Genomic DNA, 14,889 nt, shown 5'->3' with positions numbered 1-14,889 from the left:
GGGTGGAATCGGTCGAGGTCCACGTTAGGAATGGGGATCGAGCGGGACCATGAGGTTGTCCGTCGGGAATCGTGGGGGAAACCGCAGGGCCATACTGTGGTAAACCGCAATGCCGGGGCCTGAGTCGGCCAGTACGGTGGCGAACGTGCATCAGGTGGAGCGGCTCAGCGCGGGTTCGCTGGTGCGTGACTGGTTCCGCATGCTCGTGGGTCTCACGCTCGGGTCGGTGACAGGACTGGCCGGGCTGGCCGCCTCGGCGGTCGACGTGTTCACGGTCCGGTTGACCGAGTACGAGTTGTCCAGGATCGCGCGGTTCGACCGGCCCGTGCACACGAACCCGCTGACACGTAAGGGATGCCGCCGTTACCTCGCGGCGCGGTGGCTGGTCGGCGCGCTCGGTGCCGGCGTGATCTGGATGCTGGCGTTCTGGTACGCCATCGCGCTGTCGATGGTGACGGCGTGGCTGTTCGACGGCGACTGGGGGTTCATCGAGGAAGAAGGTGTGGTCACCCTCGGGCTGATCGGGATCGTGGCGATTCCGGGCCTGCTGGTCATCTTCGTGACGACGGCCGGCGTGGTGGGCGTGTCGGTGCTGGACCGGTGGCTGGCCACCTCGATGCTCGGCACGAGCCAGCAGACGTTGCTGCGCGAACGGGTCGCGGAGCTGACGAGCACGCGGGCCGAGGTGATCGAGGCGATCGACGACGAACGGCGGCGCATCGAGCGCGATCTGCACGACGGCGTCCAGCAGCGGCTCGTGGCGCTCGGCATGCTGATCGGCAGGGCGAAACGTGCCAGGGGCGAGGAGCAGTTGCAGGAGTTGTTGCAGCAGGCGCACGACACGGCGGGCGAGGCCATTGACGAGCTGCGCGAGGTCGCGACGCGCGTCTACCCGGCAGTGCTGGACGACGCGGGGCTGGACGCGGCGCTCGAGGTGCTGGCGGAGCGGTCGAGCGTGCGCGTCGCCATCAGGAACAGGCTCGAGGAGTCGCCGGGCACCGCGCTGGAGACGGTGATCTACTTCGTGACGTCCGAGGCGGTCACCAACGCGGCCAAGCACGCGGATCCGTCGACGGTCGAGATCTACGTGGGGCCGGACGGTGAGGGTGGCATCACGATCGTGGTGCGCGACGACGGCGTCGGCGGCGCGGACCCGACCGGCACCGGCCTGTCCGGGCTGGCGAGGAGGGTCAAGGCGGTGGACGGCGACTTCGACGTGACCAGTCCGCCCGGCGGTCCCACCACGGTCTACGCGAGGGTGCCGTGCGAGTGATCCTGGCCGAGGACTCGACGCTGCTGCGCGAGGGCCTCATCCGGTTGCTCGCCGAGGAGGGCCACGACGTCGTGGCCGCCGTCGGCACCGCGCCGGAGTTGCTGAAGGCCACCGAGGAACACCGGCCGGACATCGTGGTCACCGACGTCCGGATGCCACCGGACCACAAGGACGACGGCATGCGCGCCGCCCTGGAGATCCGCGAGCGGTGGCCGGAGGTCGGCGTGCTCGTGCTCTCGCAGTACATCGAGAACCGCTACGCCACCGAACTCATCACCAGCACCGGCGGCAAGGTCGGCTACCTGCTCAAGGACCGGGTGGCGCAGGTGGACGAGTTCCTGGAGGCGCTGGACAGGGTCGCGGCGGGCGGAGCGGCGTTCGACCCGGAGGTCGTGCGCAGGCTGCTGACCAGGACGACCCACGTCAACCCGATCGAAACGCTGACCGCGAGGGAGAAGGAGGTCCTCGAACTGATGGCCCAAGGTCTCACCAACGCGCGCATCTCCGCGCAGCTGCACATCTCGCAGAGCGCCGCGGAGAAGCACATCAACGCGATCTTCGACAAGCTCGGCCTGTCCGGTTCGTCGGGGCTGAGCCGCCGCGTGATGGCCGTCGTCCGCTACCTGGGCAGCTGATGGCCATCGAGGAGCTGGCGAGGACGCCGGGCACGACACTCGAGCACGGCACGTTCAACGACGCGGTTGTGCTGCCGGGGCACTGGGTGGCGCGGTTCCCCCGCCAGGACCTGGCCGACGCCAGGCGCCGCGCGAAGGCCCTCGGGCTGATCTCGCGGCTGGACTTGCCGTTCGCCGTGCCGGAGGTCCTCGAGGACCGGCTGGACCTGCCGCTCGGCCAGGCCCACGTCGTGATCTCGTACCTGCCTGGCGAGCGGTCGGAGACGGCGAGCGACGACGCGGTCCGCGTGGTGCTCGACGCCCTCGCCGCAGTCGAGCTGGACGACGAACTCGTTGCCCTGCTTGACGAACCGCTGCACCACGCGGGCGGAAGCCGCGCGGCGGAAGCCATCACCGAGCTGGTGTTCCCGCTGCTCGACGCCGACGAACGCGCGCAGGCCGAGGACGTCCTGCACAGGTTCGCCGGCCTGCCCAGCGTGACGGGCTTCGTGCACGGCGACCTGGCACCGGTGAACCTGCGCTGGCACAACGGAAAGGTCAGCGGGATCATCGACTGGGACTTCGCCTGCGCCGGCGATCCCGCTCTCGACGCGGCCGCGTTCGCGAGCTACGGCTGACCCCTGGTCAAGCGGGTCAGACCACACCTCTACGACCGGGCCCGTACGCACGCCGCGATGTTCCCGCTGACCGGCGCGGTGTCCGCGATCCGCCAGCAGAGCGACCCGGCGAAGTTCCTCGCCTGGTTCCGCCGCCGCTGCGCGGTCCGCGAACACCCACCGGCCGGCTAGGGCGAACCGGTGGTGTGGCTCGGCACCTTGCCAAGGGAATTCGCGGTCAGACGGGCGCATTTGCGTGCCGCCCCACGCCCTCGTACCGGTTGGACGGCGTGTGCTCTGCGATGCCGCCCCACGCCCTCGTACTGGTTGCACGGGGCGTGGGTGCCGCGAGGCGCCTGCTGAGCGTGGATCACCTCGCCGATGTTCCGGGACGCACCACTAGCTCCAGGACGCCGGGATGAAGACGTCGAAGCTGCGGTCGGAGAGACCGAGGTGGTCGCGCCTGGTGACGATCGCGCACGTCACCTGAGCGCAGTCGAGGTTGCCCCCGGTCTGCTTGACGTGGACCTGCGCGGTGAACGAACCGTTCGGCGCGATCGTCGTGGTGCCCCCGGGAAGGTTGGTGACCCACGCGGACGGGCCGACACCGGTGCCGCCCTGCCCGTCACCGCCCAGGCACGGGGTCGGTGCCGCGCCGTAGCTGTAGTCGTCGGGCACCTGGCACAGCGCCACGTAGTAGCCCTTGGCCGGGTCGTAGCCGGTGCCGGTCACGGTGATCGTCTCGCCCGCCACTACGAGGTCGGTGGCGTTCGAGGCGCTCAGGGTGTGGCCGTTGCGGGAAGCGCTTCCCGGCGCGGCCGAGGCAGGCACGGCGGTCGTCACGAGAGCAGCCGCAACGGCCGCCACAACCAGGATCTTCCTTGCCATCACTCGTCCTTGGTGTGAATAGGAACTCGGGTGTGGTGGGATCTCCACCCTAGACGGTTAGGTAAGGCTAAGTTAAGTTCGAAGCGTGAGAATCTGGGTGGCTGTGCTCACGGTCGCGCTGGTCGCGGGATGCACCGGACCGGCGAGCCGCAACACGCCGGAGGTGCCTCCGAGCGATCCCGGCAGAACTCCGTTGGAGCAGCTGGAACCCGCCGCGGATCCCCGGCAGAAGTCCGGTCCCAGCACCGCGACGGTGGCGGTGCCGGACGTCGTGCCGATCAGCGACAGGACCTCGCCGACGCTGCCGACGACGGTCACCGACGCACAGGACACCCAGGTCACGGTGACCAGCGCCGACCGGATCCTCGCCTTCGACCAGTACGGCACGCTGGGCGCGACGGTGTTCGGACTGGGCCTCGGCAGCCGCATGGTCGGACGCGACACGTCGACCGGTTTCCCCGCTGCCGCACAGCTTCCGCTCGTCACGACGAACGGCCACCAGCTCAACGCCGAGGCGATCCTCGCGCTGCGGCCGACCGTCGTGATCACCGACACCACGCTCGGGCCGTGGGACGTGGTGCTGCAGCTCAGGGATTCCGGCATCCCCGTCGTCGTCACGGAGTCGCGGCGTGCCGTCAACAACGTCGGCAAGCTGATCCAGCAGGTCGCCGACGCGCTCGGGGTGCCGGCGGAGGGCGAGAAACTCGCCTACCGCACGACGGTCGAGATCGAGAAGGCCAAGATCACTGCCCAGCGGCTCGCGAACGGGTCCCAGTTGCGGATCGTGTTCCTCTACGTCCGGGGCCAGTCCGGGGTCTACCAGATGTTCGGGCAGGGCACCGGCGCCGACGAGCTGATCACCGCGATCGGCGGGGTCGACGTGGCCACCGAGGCCGGGTTGCAGGGCTCCAAACCGATCAACCCCGAAGCGTTGTCGAAGGCGGCACCGGACGTGATCCTGGTGATGTCCAAGGGACTCCAGTCCGTCGGCGGGGTCGACGGCATGGTCGGCGTGCCCGGTGTCGCGCAGACTCCGGCCGGGCAGAAGCGCCGGATCGTCGACATGAACGACTACCAGGTGCTGAGCTTCGGACCGCTGACCGCCTCCGTGATCGACGGCCTGGCCAGGGCGCTGTACACGTGAGGTCGCTGCTCTTCCTGACGCTCGCCGTCCTGCTGTTCGGCACCGTGCTGCTGTCCGCGTCCATCGGCCAGTTCCCCATCCCCGTCAACGAGGTCTTCGCGTCGTTGTTCGGGAGTCCGTCGAGCGATCCGATGGCCGAGGCGACGCTGTGGAACGTCCGGTTCCCGCGCGTGGTCATGTCGATCGTCGTGGGCGCGGTGCTCGGGGTCGCGGGCGCGTTGATGCAGGGCGTGTTCGGCAACCCGCTCGCGGAACCCGGCGTCGTCGGGGTGTCGAGCGGCGCCGCGGTCGGCGCGTGCCTGACGATCGTGTTCCAGCTGACGTTCCTCGGCCAGTTCACGACGCCGGTCGTCGCTTTCGCGTTCGGACTGGTGGCGACGCTGCTCGTGTACTCGTTCGCACGGTCGGGCGGGCGCACCGAGGTGGTCACGCTGATCCTGACCGGTGTCGCGGTCAACGCGGTGGCGGGCGCGGGTATCGCGTTCCTGACGTTCCTCGGCGACCAGCAGGCGCGCGAGCAGATCGTGTTCTGGCAGCTCGGCAGCATCGCCGGCGCACGGTGGAGCTACGTCTGGACGGTGCTGCCTCTCGCGGTCGTCGGCGTCGTGCTCGCCGCGGTTCTCGCGCGCAGGCTCGATCTGTTGTCCCTCGGCGAACGCCCGGCGCGGCACCTCGGCGTGAACGTCGAACTGCTGCGGCTGGGGTCGATCGTGCTGGTGGCGCTGATGGTGTCGGCCGCGGTGTCGTTCACCGGCGTGATCGGGTTCGTCGGACTCGTGGTGCCGCACCTGATCCGGATGATCGCCGGACCCGGCCACCGCGTGCTGCTGCCGGCCAGCGCACTCGGCGGCGCCCTGCTGCTGGTCGCCGCGGACCTGGGCGCCCGCGGGGTGATCACGTTCGTGGACCTCCCGATCGGCATGCTGACCGCGCTCGTCGGCGGGCCGTTCTTCTTCTGGCTGCTCCGCAGGACGCGGCAGCAGGCGGGTGGCTGGGCGTGAAGCCGGAGATGTTCTGCGAGAACGTGTCCGTCCGGCTAAGCGGACAGCAGGTCCTGCGCGACCTGAGCCTCACCGTGGCCTCCGGCGAGGTGCTGGCGCTGGTCGGGCCGAACGGCGCGGGCAAGTCGACGGCGCTGGCAGTGCTAGCGGGCGACGTCCGGGCCGACGCGGGTTCGGTGTGGCTGGACGGAAAACCGCTCGACGAGTGGTCCGCGCGCGAAACCGCCCAGCGCCGGGCCGTTCTGCTCCAACGGATCACGCTGTCGTTCCCGTTCACGGTGGCCGAGGTGGTCAGGATGGGCCGGGCTCCGTGGGACGACGACGAGGACGTGGTAGCCGAGGTCATGGCACAGACCGAGATGACGGCGTTCGCGGGACGGAAGTTCACGACGCTGTCCGGCGGCGAACAGGCCCGTGCCGCGCTCGCCCGTGTGCTCGCCCAACGAGCCGGGGTGCTGCTGCTGGACGAACCGACCGCGGCCTTGGACATCCGGCATTCCGAACTGGTGCTGCGGACCGCCACGAGCCAGGCGGCTCGGGGCAACGCGGTGCTGGTGGTGGTGCACGACCTCGGGATGGCCGGGGCGCACGCGGATCGGGTCGCGGTGATGTCCGAGGGCGCGATCGTCGCGAACGGGCCGCCGGACGAGGTGCTCACCGGGGAGTTGCTGAGCGAGGTGTACCGGCATCGGGTCGAGGTGTTCGCGCATCCGCGGACCGGGCGACCGGTCGTGCTGCCGTGGAGAGGGGAATCGTGAGGCCGAAAACTGTCGGTGCTGTCTGGAAGAATAAAAGCAAGGGGACCCCCTGGAGGGGACCCCTGCGCAAGCCTTCGACAGCGAACGCTCGGCGGGGATCGTTGCGCACACCTTCAGCCGCAACCACGCGACGGGGATCGCTGACGGTGGCCGCGGCGCTGCTCGTCCTCACCGCCCCCGCTGCCCACGCCCAGAGCGCGCGGGTGTCCGCCTCCCCCGCCAGTGCCGACCCCGACTACGCCACCACGCTCTCGTTGCGCGGCACCGGTTTCCAGTCCGTCAAGAACGGCTACGGCGGCGTCTACGTGTTCTTCGGCTGGGTCTCGGACCTGTGGCGGCCCAGCCAGGGCGGCGCGTCCGGCACGACGATGCGGTACGTCCAGGACCGCGAAGCCAAGGACAACAACGGTTACCAGCGGTTCATCTCCTTCCCCGGCGGCGAGACCGAGCACGCGGCGAACGGGACGGTGAACGCTGACGGCACGTGGAGTGCGCAGCTCAACGTGCCCGGTGCGCGGTTCAAAGCGGCTGGGCGGGACGGCGCTGTGTCCGAAGTGGACTGCACGAAGGTCACGTGCGGTGTCATCACCATCGGCGCGCACGGTGTCGTGAACGCGAACAACGAGACGTTCACACCGATCAGGTTCGCCGTCCCGAACCAGCCCGTCCCGCATCAGCCCGCACCGGACCAACCCACACCGATCCAACCCGCACCGACCACGACCACTGCCCTGGTCACGACCACCCCGACGACGACCACGACCACCACCACGACAACAACGACGACCACGACTCAGCCTGAGGTCCAGCCCGCTGCACAGACCAGCCCCGACGAACGACCGGGCTGGCTCGTCCCCGGCGGCGTCGGTGCCGCCGTGCTGCTCGCGGCAGGTCTCGTGTGGTGGCTGCGGTTCAGAAGGGGCAAGACCGATGCGTAGAACGCTCGCGGCGCTCACGGCGGCGGCAACGCTGGCGACAACAACACCCGCCACAGCGCAGGAACAGCTGACACCGTCGGTGACGGTGTCGCCGAACGTCAGCGCGCTCGACCCCGCCGGCAGCAAGATCACCGTGTCCGGCACCGGGTTCGACCCGAAGTTCAACGACGGGAAGGGCTGGGGTGTCCGCGTCGGACCGAAGCGTGACGGCTGGCGGGACAGGACTACGACCACGAGTCAGTACTCCAAGCTGCTCAAGGAGAACTGGGCGGTCGGCATCAGCCTGAAGCCCGACGGCACCTGGCAGGCCACGCCGACGGTCAAGGCCACCTACGAGGTCGGCAGCGAGGAGTTCAGCGCCGCGACCGAACAGCTCTACCTGATGATCTTCAGCTGGGACAACCCGGACACGAGCAAGGACCTGGTCGTCCCGCTCCAGTTCACCGGCGTCACCTCGCCGTCGTCACCGCGCCAGGGCAGCCTGAGCTGGCCGGTGGTGCCGGACTGGAACGGCACCCCGAGCGACGGCACCGTCGGCCAGACCTGGCCGTACCGGAGCAGCACGCGGAACACCCACGAGTTCGGCGGCAGGATCGACTTCGCCACGCCGAACGTGCGCATCACCAACCCCCGCGCCGACCTCGACGGCAAAACGCTGCGAGTCGACGTCAACGGCGTCACGGTGCCGTTCGCCGACATCAAGGCAGGTCTGCCCGCCTTCAACGGCAACAACGCCACGCTCCGGGCAGAGCTGAAGCTGACCGAGGCCGGCAGCACCGCGCTGAACGGCTCCCTGCCTCCGAACACGGCACTGGCTCCCGCGACCCTGACCTACCCGGTCGCCGCGCCCACCCTCACGCTGGCCCGGACCGAGATCTCCCAGAACGGCACGCTCTCCTTCACCGGCAAGGGTTTCAGCCCCGGCGAACAGGTCGGCCTCGACGACCGGGGCACGTTCGCGGCCGGTCAGGACGGCGGCATCGCGGGTGAGATCACCACCAACGCCGCACCCGGTACGCACACCCTGACCGCAACCGGCCTCACCTCCAAGCGCACGGCCGGCGCCACCTACACCGTGAAAGCGGCCGAGTGCGACGTCACCGCGGTCACCCAGGGCACGCTGCTGTGGGGCTTCAAGAAGAGCTTCCGCGACTACGTCGGCAAGGGCAGCGGCAACAGCATCACCGGCACGAACGGCGCGATCGTCACCGACGTCGACGCCTCCCCGAACACGAACGGCGTCACCACCGGCGCGCACCAGTACCCGTTCCGGGACGCGCGGTACACGTCGAAGACGCAGTTCGACGTCGCGTTCGGCGGCACGATCACGTTCACGTACCCCGGCCACTTCTTCACCATCCACCTGGCGAACCCCGCGGTCAGTGTGAAGGACGCGAAGGGCAGGCTCTCGGCGAACGTCGAACTCGTCACCAGCGGTCCCACGCCCGGCAAGCCGACGAAGCTGATCGGCGTCGAACTGGCGGACCTGGACCTGGCCGCGGCGAAGACCACGAACGACGCCGGTGTGCTCACCGTCACAGGTGTCAAGGCCACGCTCACGAACTCCGAGGCGTTCGCCGGGTTCTACGGGGCCGGCGACAAGCTCGACGACCTCACGCTCACGCTGGGTTCGTCCTGCTCGGTGCTGCCTCCACAGGCTGGTCCCGCCGGTCCGCCGCCGGTCGCGCAGACACCCCAGGACCTGGTGCCGCCGCTCGCGTTCCGGCCTCAGCGGCTGGCGAACACGGGTGCGTCCCCACTGGTGCCTTTGGCGGCGGGATTCGTGCTCCTGGTCAGCGGTTTCGCGCTCGTGCGGGCAGCCAGGATCCGGACTTCACCCGGACGGAGGAGTTGATCACTATGATGGGTGAGTGCCCCTGAGTAATCGACCTCTCGCGTTACTCGCTGCGCTCGCACTGCTCGGTGCGGTCACGGCGTGCACCAACGCAGCGGTCGGCGACCCGGTCGGGGCACAGCTCGACCAGCAGAACCCCACGTCGACGAAGAAGCCACCGCAGGCGGCGCCGCTCAGGAACAAGATCCGGCTCGGCGTCGAGAACGGCCGCCAGAGCCCTGGCACGGTCATCGCCGGGGCCGGTGACGCGCCGTACAACTACGCGCCCGCCGTCATGCTCGACGGCGGCCGTGTGCGCGCGTGGTGGTGCAGCCAGCTCAGCGCCGCGCCGCCCGGTGGCGACGACATCCTCTACAGCGACGGCCCTGCCATCAACGGACCGTTCTCGACGGCGGTCCCGGTGTTCTCCGGCAGCGGCGGCAGCTTCGACGCGATCCACACGTGCGACCCGTCGCTGATCAAAATCGGCGGCACGTACTACATGTATTACACGGGCGCGGCGAGGGACAACCACGCGAACGGCAGCGCGGTCGGGGTCGCGTCCAGCAAGGACGGCATCACGTGGCAGCGGGAGGCCGGCGGTCAGTCGATCGTCGCCCCGGCCGGGGACAACTTCCGCGAGAACACCTACGGCGCGGGCCAGCAGACGGCGATCTACCTCGACGGCTGGGTGTACCTGATGTTCACGGACACCACCGGCCTCGCCTCGCACCAGAACGGCGCCGGCCAGTACGTGCTGCGTTCGAAGGACCCGACGTTCTCCAAGGGCGTCGAGGCGCTCGGCCCGCAGGGTTTCAAGCCGGCGGCGTCGAACAACCAGCCGCGCACCCGTTCGGTCGTCGAGGCGTTCAGCGCGGACTGGATGTGGATCGAGGCGGTGGCCTCGTTCGCCATCGCCCACGAGACCGACGACGGCACCACCATCACTTTCTGGAACAGGGACTTCACCCGCCACCCGTTCGAACCCGTGGTGATCCCCGGTCCCTGGAAGGAAGGTCCCGGCCTGCTGCGCACGCCGGAGGGCCACGCGCCGGCCAACGCCAAGGACCCGTGCGGACGGGTGGCGCTCGACGTGCTGCGCGGCACCTTCGAGGGCCCGGCCGGTCCGACGAACATCTCCCACTTCGGCATCGACGCCGTCGGCCTCAAGGGCTGCGCCACCGCGAACGAGGCGAAGGCGCTCAACGGTTTCGCGGTGCCCTCCCCGGAACGCACGCTCGACGTCGTCGTCGGTGCCAATGTGATGCGCTTCGAGCGCCGTTCGGTCGCCCAGCAGTTCGCCAAGGGCGTGCTCGGCACCCGGCCGCAGGGCGTCGACGCGCTGAAGGTCGCGTTCACCGTCCCGGCCGGAGCGCCCGCGGTGGCCAACCCCGCGGGTCAGGTCGGGCTGCTGCTCGACGGCAAGCTGTGGATCGTCGGGTCCCCCGAGATCGCGACGCTGAACTCGTCCCCCATCACCCAGGTCACCGCTGAGCAGTGGGCCAAGTACGAGCGCCTGCCGGATCTCGTCCGGCGCTGACCGGATACGTTCTCCCGAGGTCGAAATCGGACATGGGGGACCGAATGGTGGTCGTGACAGCACAACGGACAGGGGCTCTCGCGGACAGCGTCGTGCCTCTGCCGGACGAACCGCGGCACGAGCTCACGTGGCTGGGCATGACGGCCGCCTTCGTGGCTTCGATGGCGTTCCTGCTGCTCATCCCCGCCGGCTGGTCCCGGCTCGACCACCTGTGGGCCGAGGACGGCGCCCGGTTCGTGGTCGACGCGGTGCGCTCGCCGGTGCTGGAGAACCTGGTCGACCCCTACGGCGGTTACCTGCACGCGTTGCCGCGCATGGTCGCTCAACTGGTCGCGTTGCTGCCGATCGAGTGGACGGCCGCCGGGTTCGCTATCTGCGCCGCGGCACTGCGGGCGTCGATCGCGCTGATCACGTTCGCGGCCTCGAAGCCGTACCTGAGGTCGTCGCCGCTGCGGTTCGCGCTCGCGGCCCTGGTCGTCGTGCTGCCTGCGGGCAACTCCGAGACCTTGAACAACATGGCGAACCTGCACTGGTTCCTGCTGTACGGCGTCTTCTGGGCGTTGTTGTGGCGCAACGCCCCGCGCGTGCCGATCGCGGTGTTCGTGGTCCTCGCCGCCCTGTCGAGCCCGCTGGTGTTCATCCTGGCGCCGATCGCGCTCGTGCGGCTCTTCCAGCCGCGCAGGGTCGTGCCGATCGCGTTCCTCGGCGCGCTGGTCGTGCAGGGCCTGACGATGGTGTTCGCTTCCCGGACGCCGTACTCGCACGACGCGATCGACCCCGTGCAGGTGTTCCTGGCGAGCCTGTTGCGGGTGCCCGTGGTGGCGTTCACGGGGTCGGAACGGGTCAGCCAGTTCTACCCGGCGCAGGGCAACCTGCTGATCCTCGCGGCGTTGCTGGTCGCCGTCGTGCCGATCGTGGCGGGCCTGCGGTTCGGCGACCGGGCCGGGCGGACGCTCGTGCTGGTCTCCGGTGCGTACAGCGTGATCGTCATCGTCGCGTGCCTGGTGCTGAACTGGTCGGCGGCCCTGCAGGTGCAGGCACCCGACGCCGTGATGGCCGGGCAGCGCTACAGCATCGCGCCGTGCCTGTTCCTGTTCACCGCGATCTTCGTGGGCCTCGACGCGACGCCGGCGAGGACGTGGGAACGCGTGGTGGTGGCCGGCAGCCGGTACCTGATCGGGGCGCTCGTGGTGGTCAGCGTCTTCGTCCACCTGCGCACGCCGGACACGGTGCTGACGGGTGTTCCGTGGGACGAGAGCCTGGCGAGGGCCCGTGCGGCCTGTGCCGCCGGGGCCCCGGAAGCACGGCTGGAGCACGAGCCCCAGGACTGGTTCTTCGTCGTTCCGTGCGAGTCCGTCCGCTGAGCTACAACGTTCGCCTGACGAAGTCCCGGAACGACCCCGCGGGCCTGCCCGTCACGTCCAGCACGGTCGTGGTCACCCGGTCCTCGGCACCGCCGCGGATGTCCTCGTCGAGCCCGGCCAGGAGCGCGGCGAACTCGCGGGGCAGCGCGGCGGCGAAGCGTACGGTCATCTCGGCGGTGCTGACCGAACGGTGCCGCACGGGTTTGCCGGTGACCTCGGTGATGATCGCGGCGGCATCGGCGTAGCTCAACGCCTCCGGGCCCGTGATCAGGTGATCCGTGTTGTGCGGCAACGGATCCGTCAGCGCTCTCGCGGCGACCGCGGCGATGTCGGCGGCGTCGACGAACCCGACCCTGCCGGTACCGGTGGCCGTCACGATCTCGCCCGCGCGGACACCGGCCGCGAGCTGGTGTTCGCCGGTGAAGTTCTGCATGAACCAGGACGGGCGCAGCACCGCCCACTCCGGCAGGGCGCGCACGAGTGCGGGGAGAGCGCCCATCCCCGTGGCGCTCTCCGGCACCGCGGACGAGCTCAGCAGTACCACTCGCCGCACGAGCCGCGCTCGAGCGAGCAGCGACTCGACCACCGGAACGGGGTCGACGACCCCGATCGGGGGGATCAGGTAGACGTTTCTTATCCCGTCCAGCGCCTTCTCAAACGTCGCGGGCACGTCCCAGTCGAACCGGACGTGGTTGTCCCGCAGAGGTTTCCTGGTGCCGATCCGCGCTTCGGGCAGCAACGAGGCGAGGCGACCGCCGGTCGTGCCGGTGCCGCCGATGATCAACGTGGTCACGCGAGCTCCTGCGCGAGGAGGGGGTTCCAGTAGTCGCGGTAGTTCACGATCTCGCCGTCGCGGGTCGTGACGACCACGACGTAGGACGTCCGGTAGCGCTTGCCGGTCGCGACGACCACGCCCTCGGCGTCGAACTCGGCGATGACGACGTCCGGGTCCGTCGTGTGGTGCACGACCTGCTTCGGAAAGCCCTGGATGTCGAGCATCTGCGGGTAGTCGCGCACGTAGTCCTCGACAGCCGCGCGGCCTTCCAGCCTGGCCGGCCAGCCGGGCGGGGCGAACGGGAACTCCGCCACGCCGTCCTCGGCCCACAGGCCCGCGAAGCCGATCATGTCCTTGTCCAGCAGCAGTTGCAGTGCCTTGGGGATGAGGTCCACGGAAGCCCTCCGAAAGAAATGGACGAGACGGTCCCGTCCCGTCCGTCACATTAGGCGGGACGGGACCGTCTCGTCCAGTCCTATGATGTGCGCCATGACCAAGCGCACCCCGACCGGCGCCGCCGTCCTGCAGCCCCAGGTGACGCAGGCGATCACCGACGCCGTGTTCGACGAACTCGCCCTGCACGGCTACGGCCGGCTCTCGATGGAGGCCGTGGCCAAGCGAGCGGAGGTCGGCAAGAGCGCGTTGTACCGGCGGTGGCCGTCCAAGCAGGACATGGTGGTCGCGGCGCTGTCGGAGTTCTCCGTGCCACTGGCCGAGGTGCCGGACACCGGGTCGTTGCGCGGCGACCTGCTGGCCACCGTCACGGCGGTGCACGACTGGCTGACGCACCCCCGGTTCGCCACGATCCTGCCCGACCTCACCGCCGAGGCCGTGCGCAACCCGGCGTTGTCCGAGGCGATCGCGGCGACGATCGGCGAACCCCGGCGCGCGCTCGGCGCGGTGACGTTGCGACGGGCGGTCGACCGGGGCGAACTACCCGCGGACCTCGACTTCGAGATCGCGCTGGACCTGGTCGCGGCGCCGGTCTACTGGCGGCTGTCGGTGCGCCGCGCCGAGGTCGAGCCGGACTACCTCGAACGGCTCGTCGACCACCTGCTGCGTGCGCTTCAGTGCTGATAGCCGGGGTAGTCGACGTACCCGTTCGGCGTCTGGAACCAGGTGTCGCGGTCGGTGCCGGCGAGCGGCAGGCCGAGCCGGAAGCGTTCGACGAGGTCGGGGTTGCCGATGTAGGCGCGGCCGTAGCTGATCAGGTCGGCGCCGTTCGCGAGCCAGCGTTCACCCTGCTCCTGGGTGCTCTCGACCGGACCGATCTGGCCGCCCGGGTTGAGGATGAACGCGGTCGGCCACGCCTTGCGCAGTTCCATCAGCGCCTCGTCGTCCACAGTGGCCAGCACGTGGACGTAAGCGATGTCCGGCAACGCTTTCAGCAGCTCGCCGTAGAGCACGGGCACGTTCTCCTCGACGATGCCCTGGATCTCGCCGCCGGGTGAGAGCCGGATGCCGACGCGGTCCGGCCCGATGGCGTCCGCCACGGCTTCAACCGCCTCGACGGCGAACCGGATGCGGCCGGTGGTCGAGCCGCCGTAGCCGTCCGTGCGCTCGTTCGCGCTGGAGGACAGGAACTGCTGGATCAGATACCCGTTGGCGCCGTGCAGTTCCACGCCGTCGAACCCGGCGTCGACGGCCCGTCGTGCCGCGTCGGCGAACGCCTGGACCTGCTCGGCCACCTCCGCCGTCTCCAGGGCGCGCGGGACGGGCGCGGACGCCATGCCGGACGGGGTGAAGACCTCGGTGCCGGCCGCGATCGCCGACGGACCGACGGGGTGGTGCCCTGCGACGTCGGGGTGCCCGATCCGGCCACCGTGCATGAGCTGGGCGAAGATCCGGCCACCGTTGGCGTGCACGGAGTCGGTGACCACGCGCCAGGCCTCGACCTGGTCGTCGGTGTGGACCCCGGGCATGAACGGACCGGCCTGGCCGACCGCGTTCGGGTGCACGCCTTCGGTGACGATGAGTCCGGCCGTGGCGCGCTGCGCGTAGTAGGTGGCCGTGGCCTCGGTCGGTTTGCCGTCAACGGCCCGTGCGCGGGTCATCGGCGCCATCACGAGGCGGTTCGGCAGGGTCAGGTTTCCGAGTCGGTAGCTGCTGAGAAGCATGAGAGCTACGCTAGGAACCTGACGTT

General features: G+C 69.8%; 15 protein-coding genes. 11 read left to right on the top strand and 4 right to left on the bottom strand.

Annotated elements, in window-relative coordinates; translation table 11 throughout:
• The first annotated feature begins 145 nt into the window (after positions 1 to 145).
• From PV646_RS35115 to PV646_RS35105, 3 genes are read left to right on the top strand one after another with little or no spacing between them, the layout of a single operon-like run.
• On the top strand, positions 146 to 1,273 hold the full coding sequence (locus PV646_RS35115) for a sensor histidine kinase (RefSeq protein WP_500346613.1): 1,128 nt from the start codon (positions 146 to 148) through the stop codon (positions 1,271 to 1,273).
• Positions 1,264 to 1,908, top strand: coding sequence for a response regulator transcription factor (locus tag PV646_RS35110; RefSeq protein ID WP_500346612.1), 645 nt, complete (start codon positions 1,264 to 1,266; stop codon positions 1,906 to 1,908). The genes PV646_RS35115 and PV646_RS35110 overlap by 10 nt, the downstream gene beginning before the upstream one ends.
• Positions 1,908 to 2,525 carry a phosphotransferase family protein gene (locus PV646_RS35105; protein WP_500346611.1) on the top strand — a complete coding sequence of 206 codons (618 nt, stop codon included), beginning with the start codon at positions 1,908 to 1,910 and terminating at the stop codon, positions 2,523 to 2,525. Before PV646_RS35110 ends, PV646_RS35105 begins: the two co-directional genes overlap by 1 nt.
• A 378-nt stretch (positions 2,526 to 2,903) precedes the next feature.
• On the opposite strand, the gene PV646_RS35100 is transcribed toward PV646_RS35105, so the two are convergent.
• Positions 2,904 to 3,392 carry a neocarzinostatin apoprotein domain-containing protein gene (locus PV646_RS35100; protein WP_500346610.1) on the bottom strand — a complete coding sequence of 163 codons (489 nt, stop codon included), beginning with the start codon at positions 3,390 to 3,392 and terminating at the stop codon, positions 2,904 to 2,906.
• Positions 3,393 to 3,477: 85 nt separating this feature from the next.
• Between PV646_RS35100 and PV646_RS35095 the strand changes: the two genes are divergently transcribed.
• From PV646_RS35095 to PV646_RS35065, 7 genes are all read left to right on the top strand, one after another.
• Complete coding sequence (locus PV646_RS35095) at positions 3,478 to 4,536, top strand: heme/hemin ABC transporter substrate-binding protein (protein WP_500346609.1); 1,059 nt, start codon at positions 3,478 to 3,480, stop codon at positions 4,534 to 4,536.
• A complete protein-coding gene (locus PV646_RS35090; RefSeq protein WP_500346608.1) occupies positions 4,533 to 5,537 on the top strand; it encodes a FecCD family ABC transporter permease in 1,005 nt (334 codons plus the stop codon). Before PV646_RS35095 ends, PV646_RS35090 begins: the two co-directional genes overlap by 4 nt.
• Before the next feature lie 8 nt (positions 5,538 to 5,545).
• Positions 5,546 to 6,295, top strand: a complete 750-nt coding sequence (locus tag PV646_RS35085; RefSeq protein WP_500347064.1) for a heme ABC transporter ATP-binding protein — start codon at positions 5,546 to 5,548, stop codon at positions 6,293 to 6,295.
• Positions 6,296 to 6,441: 146 nt separating this feature from the next.
• Entirely contained in the window at positions 6,442 to 7,233 is a 792-nt protein-coding gene (locus tag PV646_RS35080; RefSeq protein WP_500346607.1) for a hypothetical protein, read from the top strand.
• The gene (locus PV646_RS35075; RefSeq protein WP_500346606.1) at positions 7,226 to 9,088 is read left to right on the top strand and encodes an HtaA domain-containing protein; all 1,863 of its coding nucleotides are present in this window, start codon (positions 7,226 to 7,228) and stop codon (positions 9,086 to 9,088) included. The genes PV646_RS35080 and PV646_RS35075 overlap by 8 nt, the downstream gene beginning before the upstream one ends.
• A 16-nt stretch (positions 9,089 to 9,104) precedes the next feature.
• Complete coding sequence (locus tag PV646_RS35070; RefSeq protein ID WP_500346605.1) at positions 9,105 to 10,607, top strand: glycoside hydrolase family protein; 1,503 nt, start codon at positions 9,105 to 9,107, stop codon at positions 10,605 to 10,607.
• Between the two features lie 32 nt (positions 10,608 to 10,639).
• The gene (locus PV646_RS35065; RefSeq protein WP_500346604.1) at positions 10,640 to 11,971 is read left to right on the top strand and encodes a hypothetical protein; all 1,332 of its coding nucleotides are present in this window, start codon (positions 10,640 to 10,642) and stop codon (positions 11,969 to 11,971) included.
• A 1-nt stretch (position 11,972) separates the two neighbouring features.
• Here PV646_RS35065 and PV646_RS35060 read toward each other — a convergent pair whose 3' ends face one another.
• Together PV646_RS35060 and PV646_RS35055 are read right to left on the bottom strand one after the other, a co-directional pair.
• Complete coding sequence (locus tag PV646_RS35060; RefSeq protein WP_500346603.1) at positions 11,973 to 12,764, bottom strand: Rossmann-fold NAD(P)-binding domain-containing protein; 792 nt, start codon at positions 12,762 to 12,764, stop codon at positions 11,973 to 11,975.
• Entirely contained in the window at positions 12,761 to 13,141 is a 381-nt protein-coding gene (locus PV646_RS35055; RefSeq protein WP_500346602.1) for a nuclear transport factor 2 family protein, read from the bottom strand. Before PV646_RS35055 ends, PV646_RS35060 begins: the two co-directional genes overlap by 4 nt.
• A 94-nt stretch (positions 13,142 to 13,235) precedes the next feature.
• On the opposite strand from PV646_RS35055, the gene PV646_RS35050 reads away from it, so the two are divergent.
• Positions 13,236 to 13,823 (top strand): TetR/AcrR family transcriptional regulator, encoded by a 588-nt coding sequence (locus PV646_RS35050; RefSeq protein ID WP_258948789.1) that lies wholly within the window; start codon positions 13,236 to 13,238, stop codon positions 13,821 to 13,823.
• Here the strand turns inward: PV646_RS35050 and PV646_RS35045 are convergent.
• A complete protein-coding gene (locus PV646_RS35045; protein ID WP_500346601.1) occupies positions 13,814 to 14,863 on the bottom strand; it encodes an alkene reductase in 1,050 nt (349 codons plus the stop codon). The two genes, PV646_RS35050 and PV646_RS35045, sit on opposite strands and share 10 nt — an antisense overlap.
• Between the last annotated feature and the right edge of the window lie 26 nt (positions 14,864 to 14,889).

This window comes from Streptomyces sp. ID05-26A, from assembly GCF_033794685.1.
Classification (GTDB): Bacteria; Actinomycetota; Actinomycetes; order Mycobacteriales; family Pseudonocardiaceae; genus Lentzea.
Note: the sequence above shows the minus strand (reverse complement) of the source record. Positions and strands in the feature narration are given on the sequence as shown.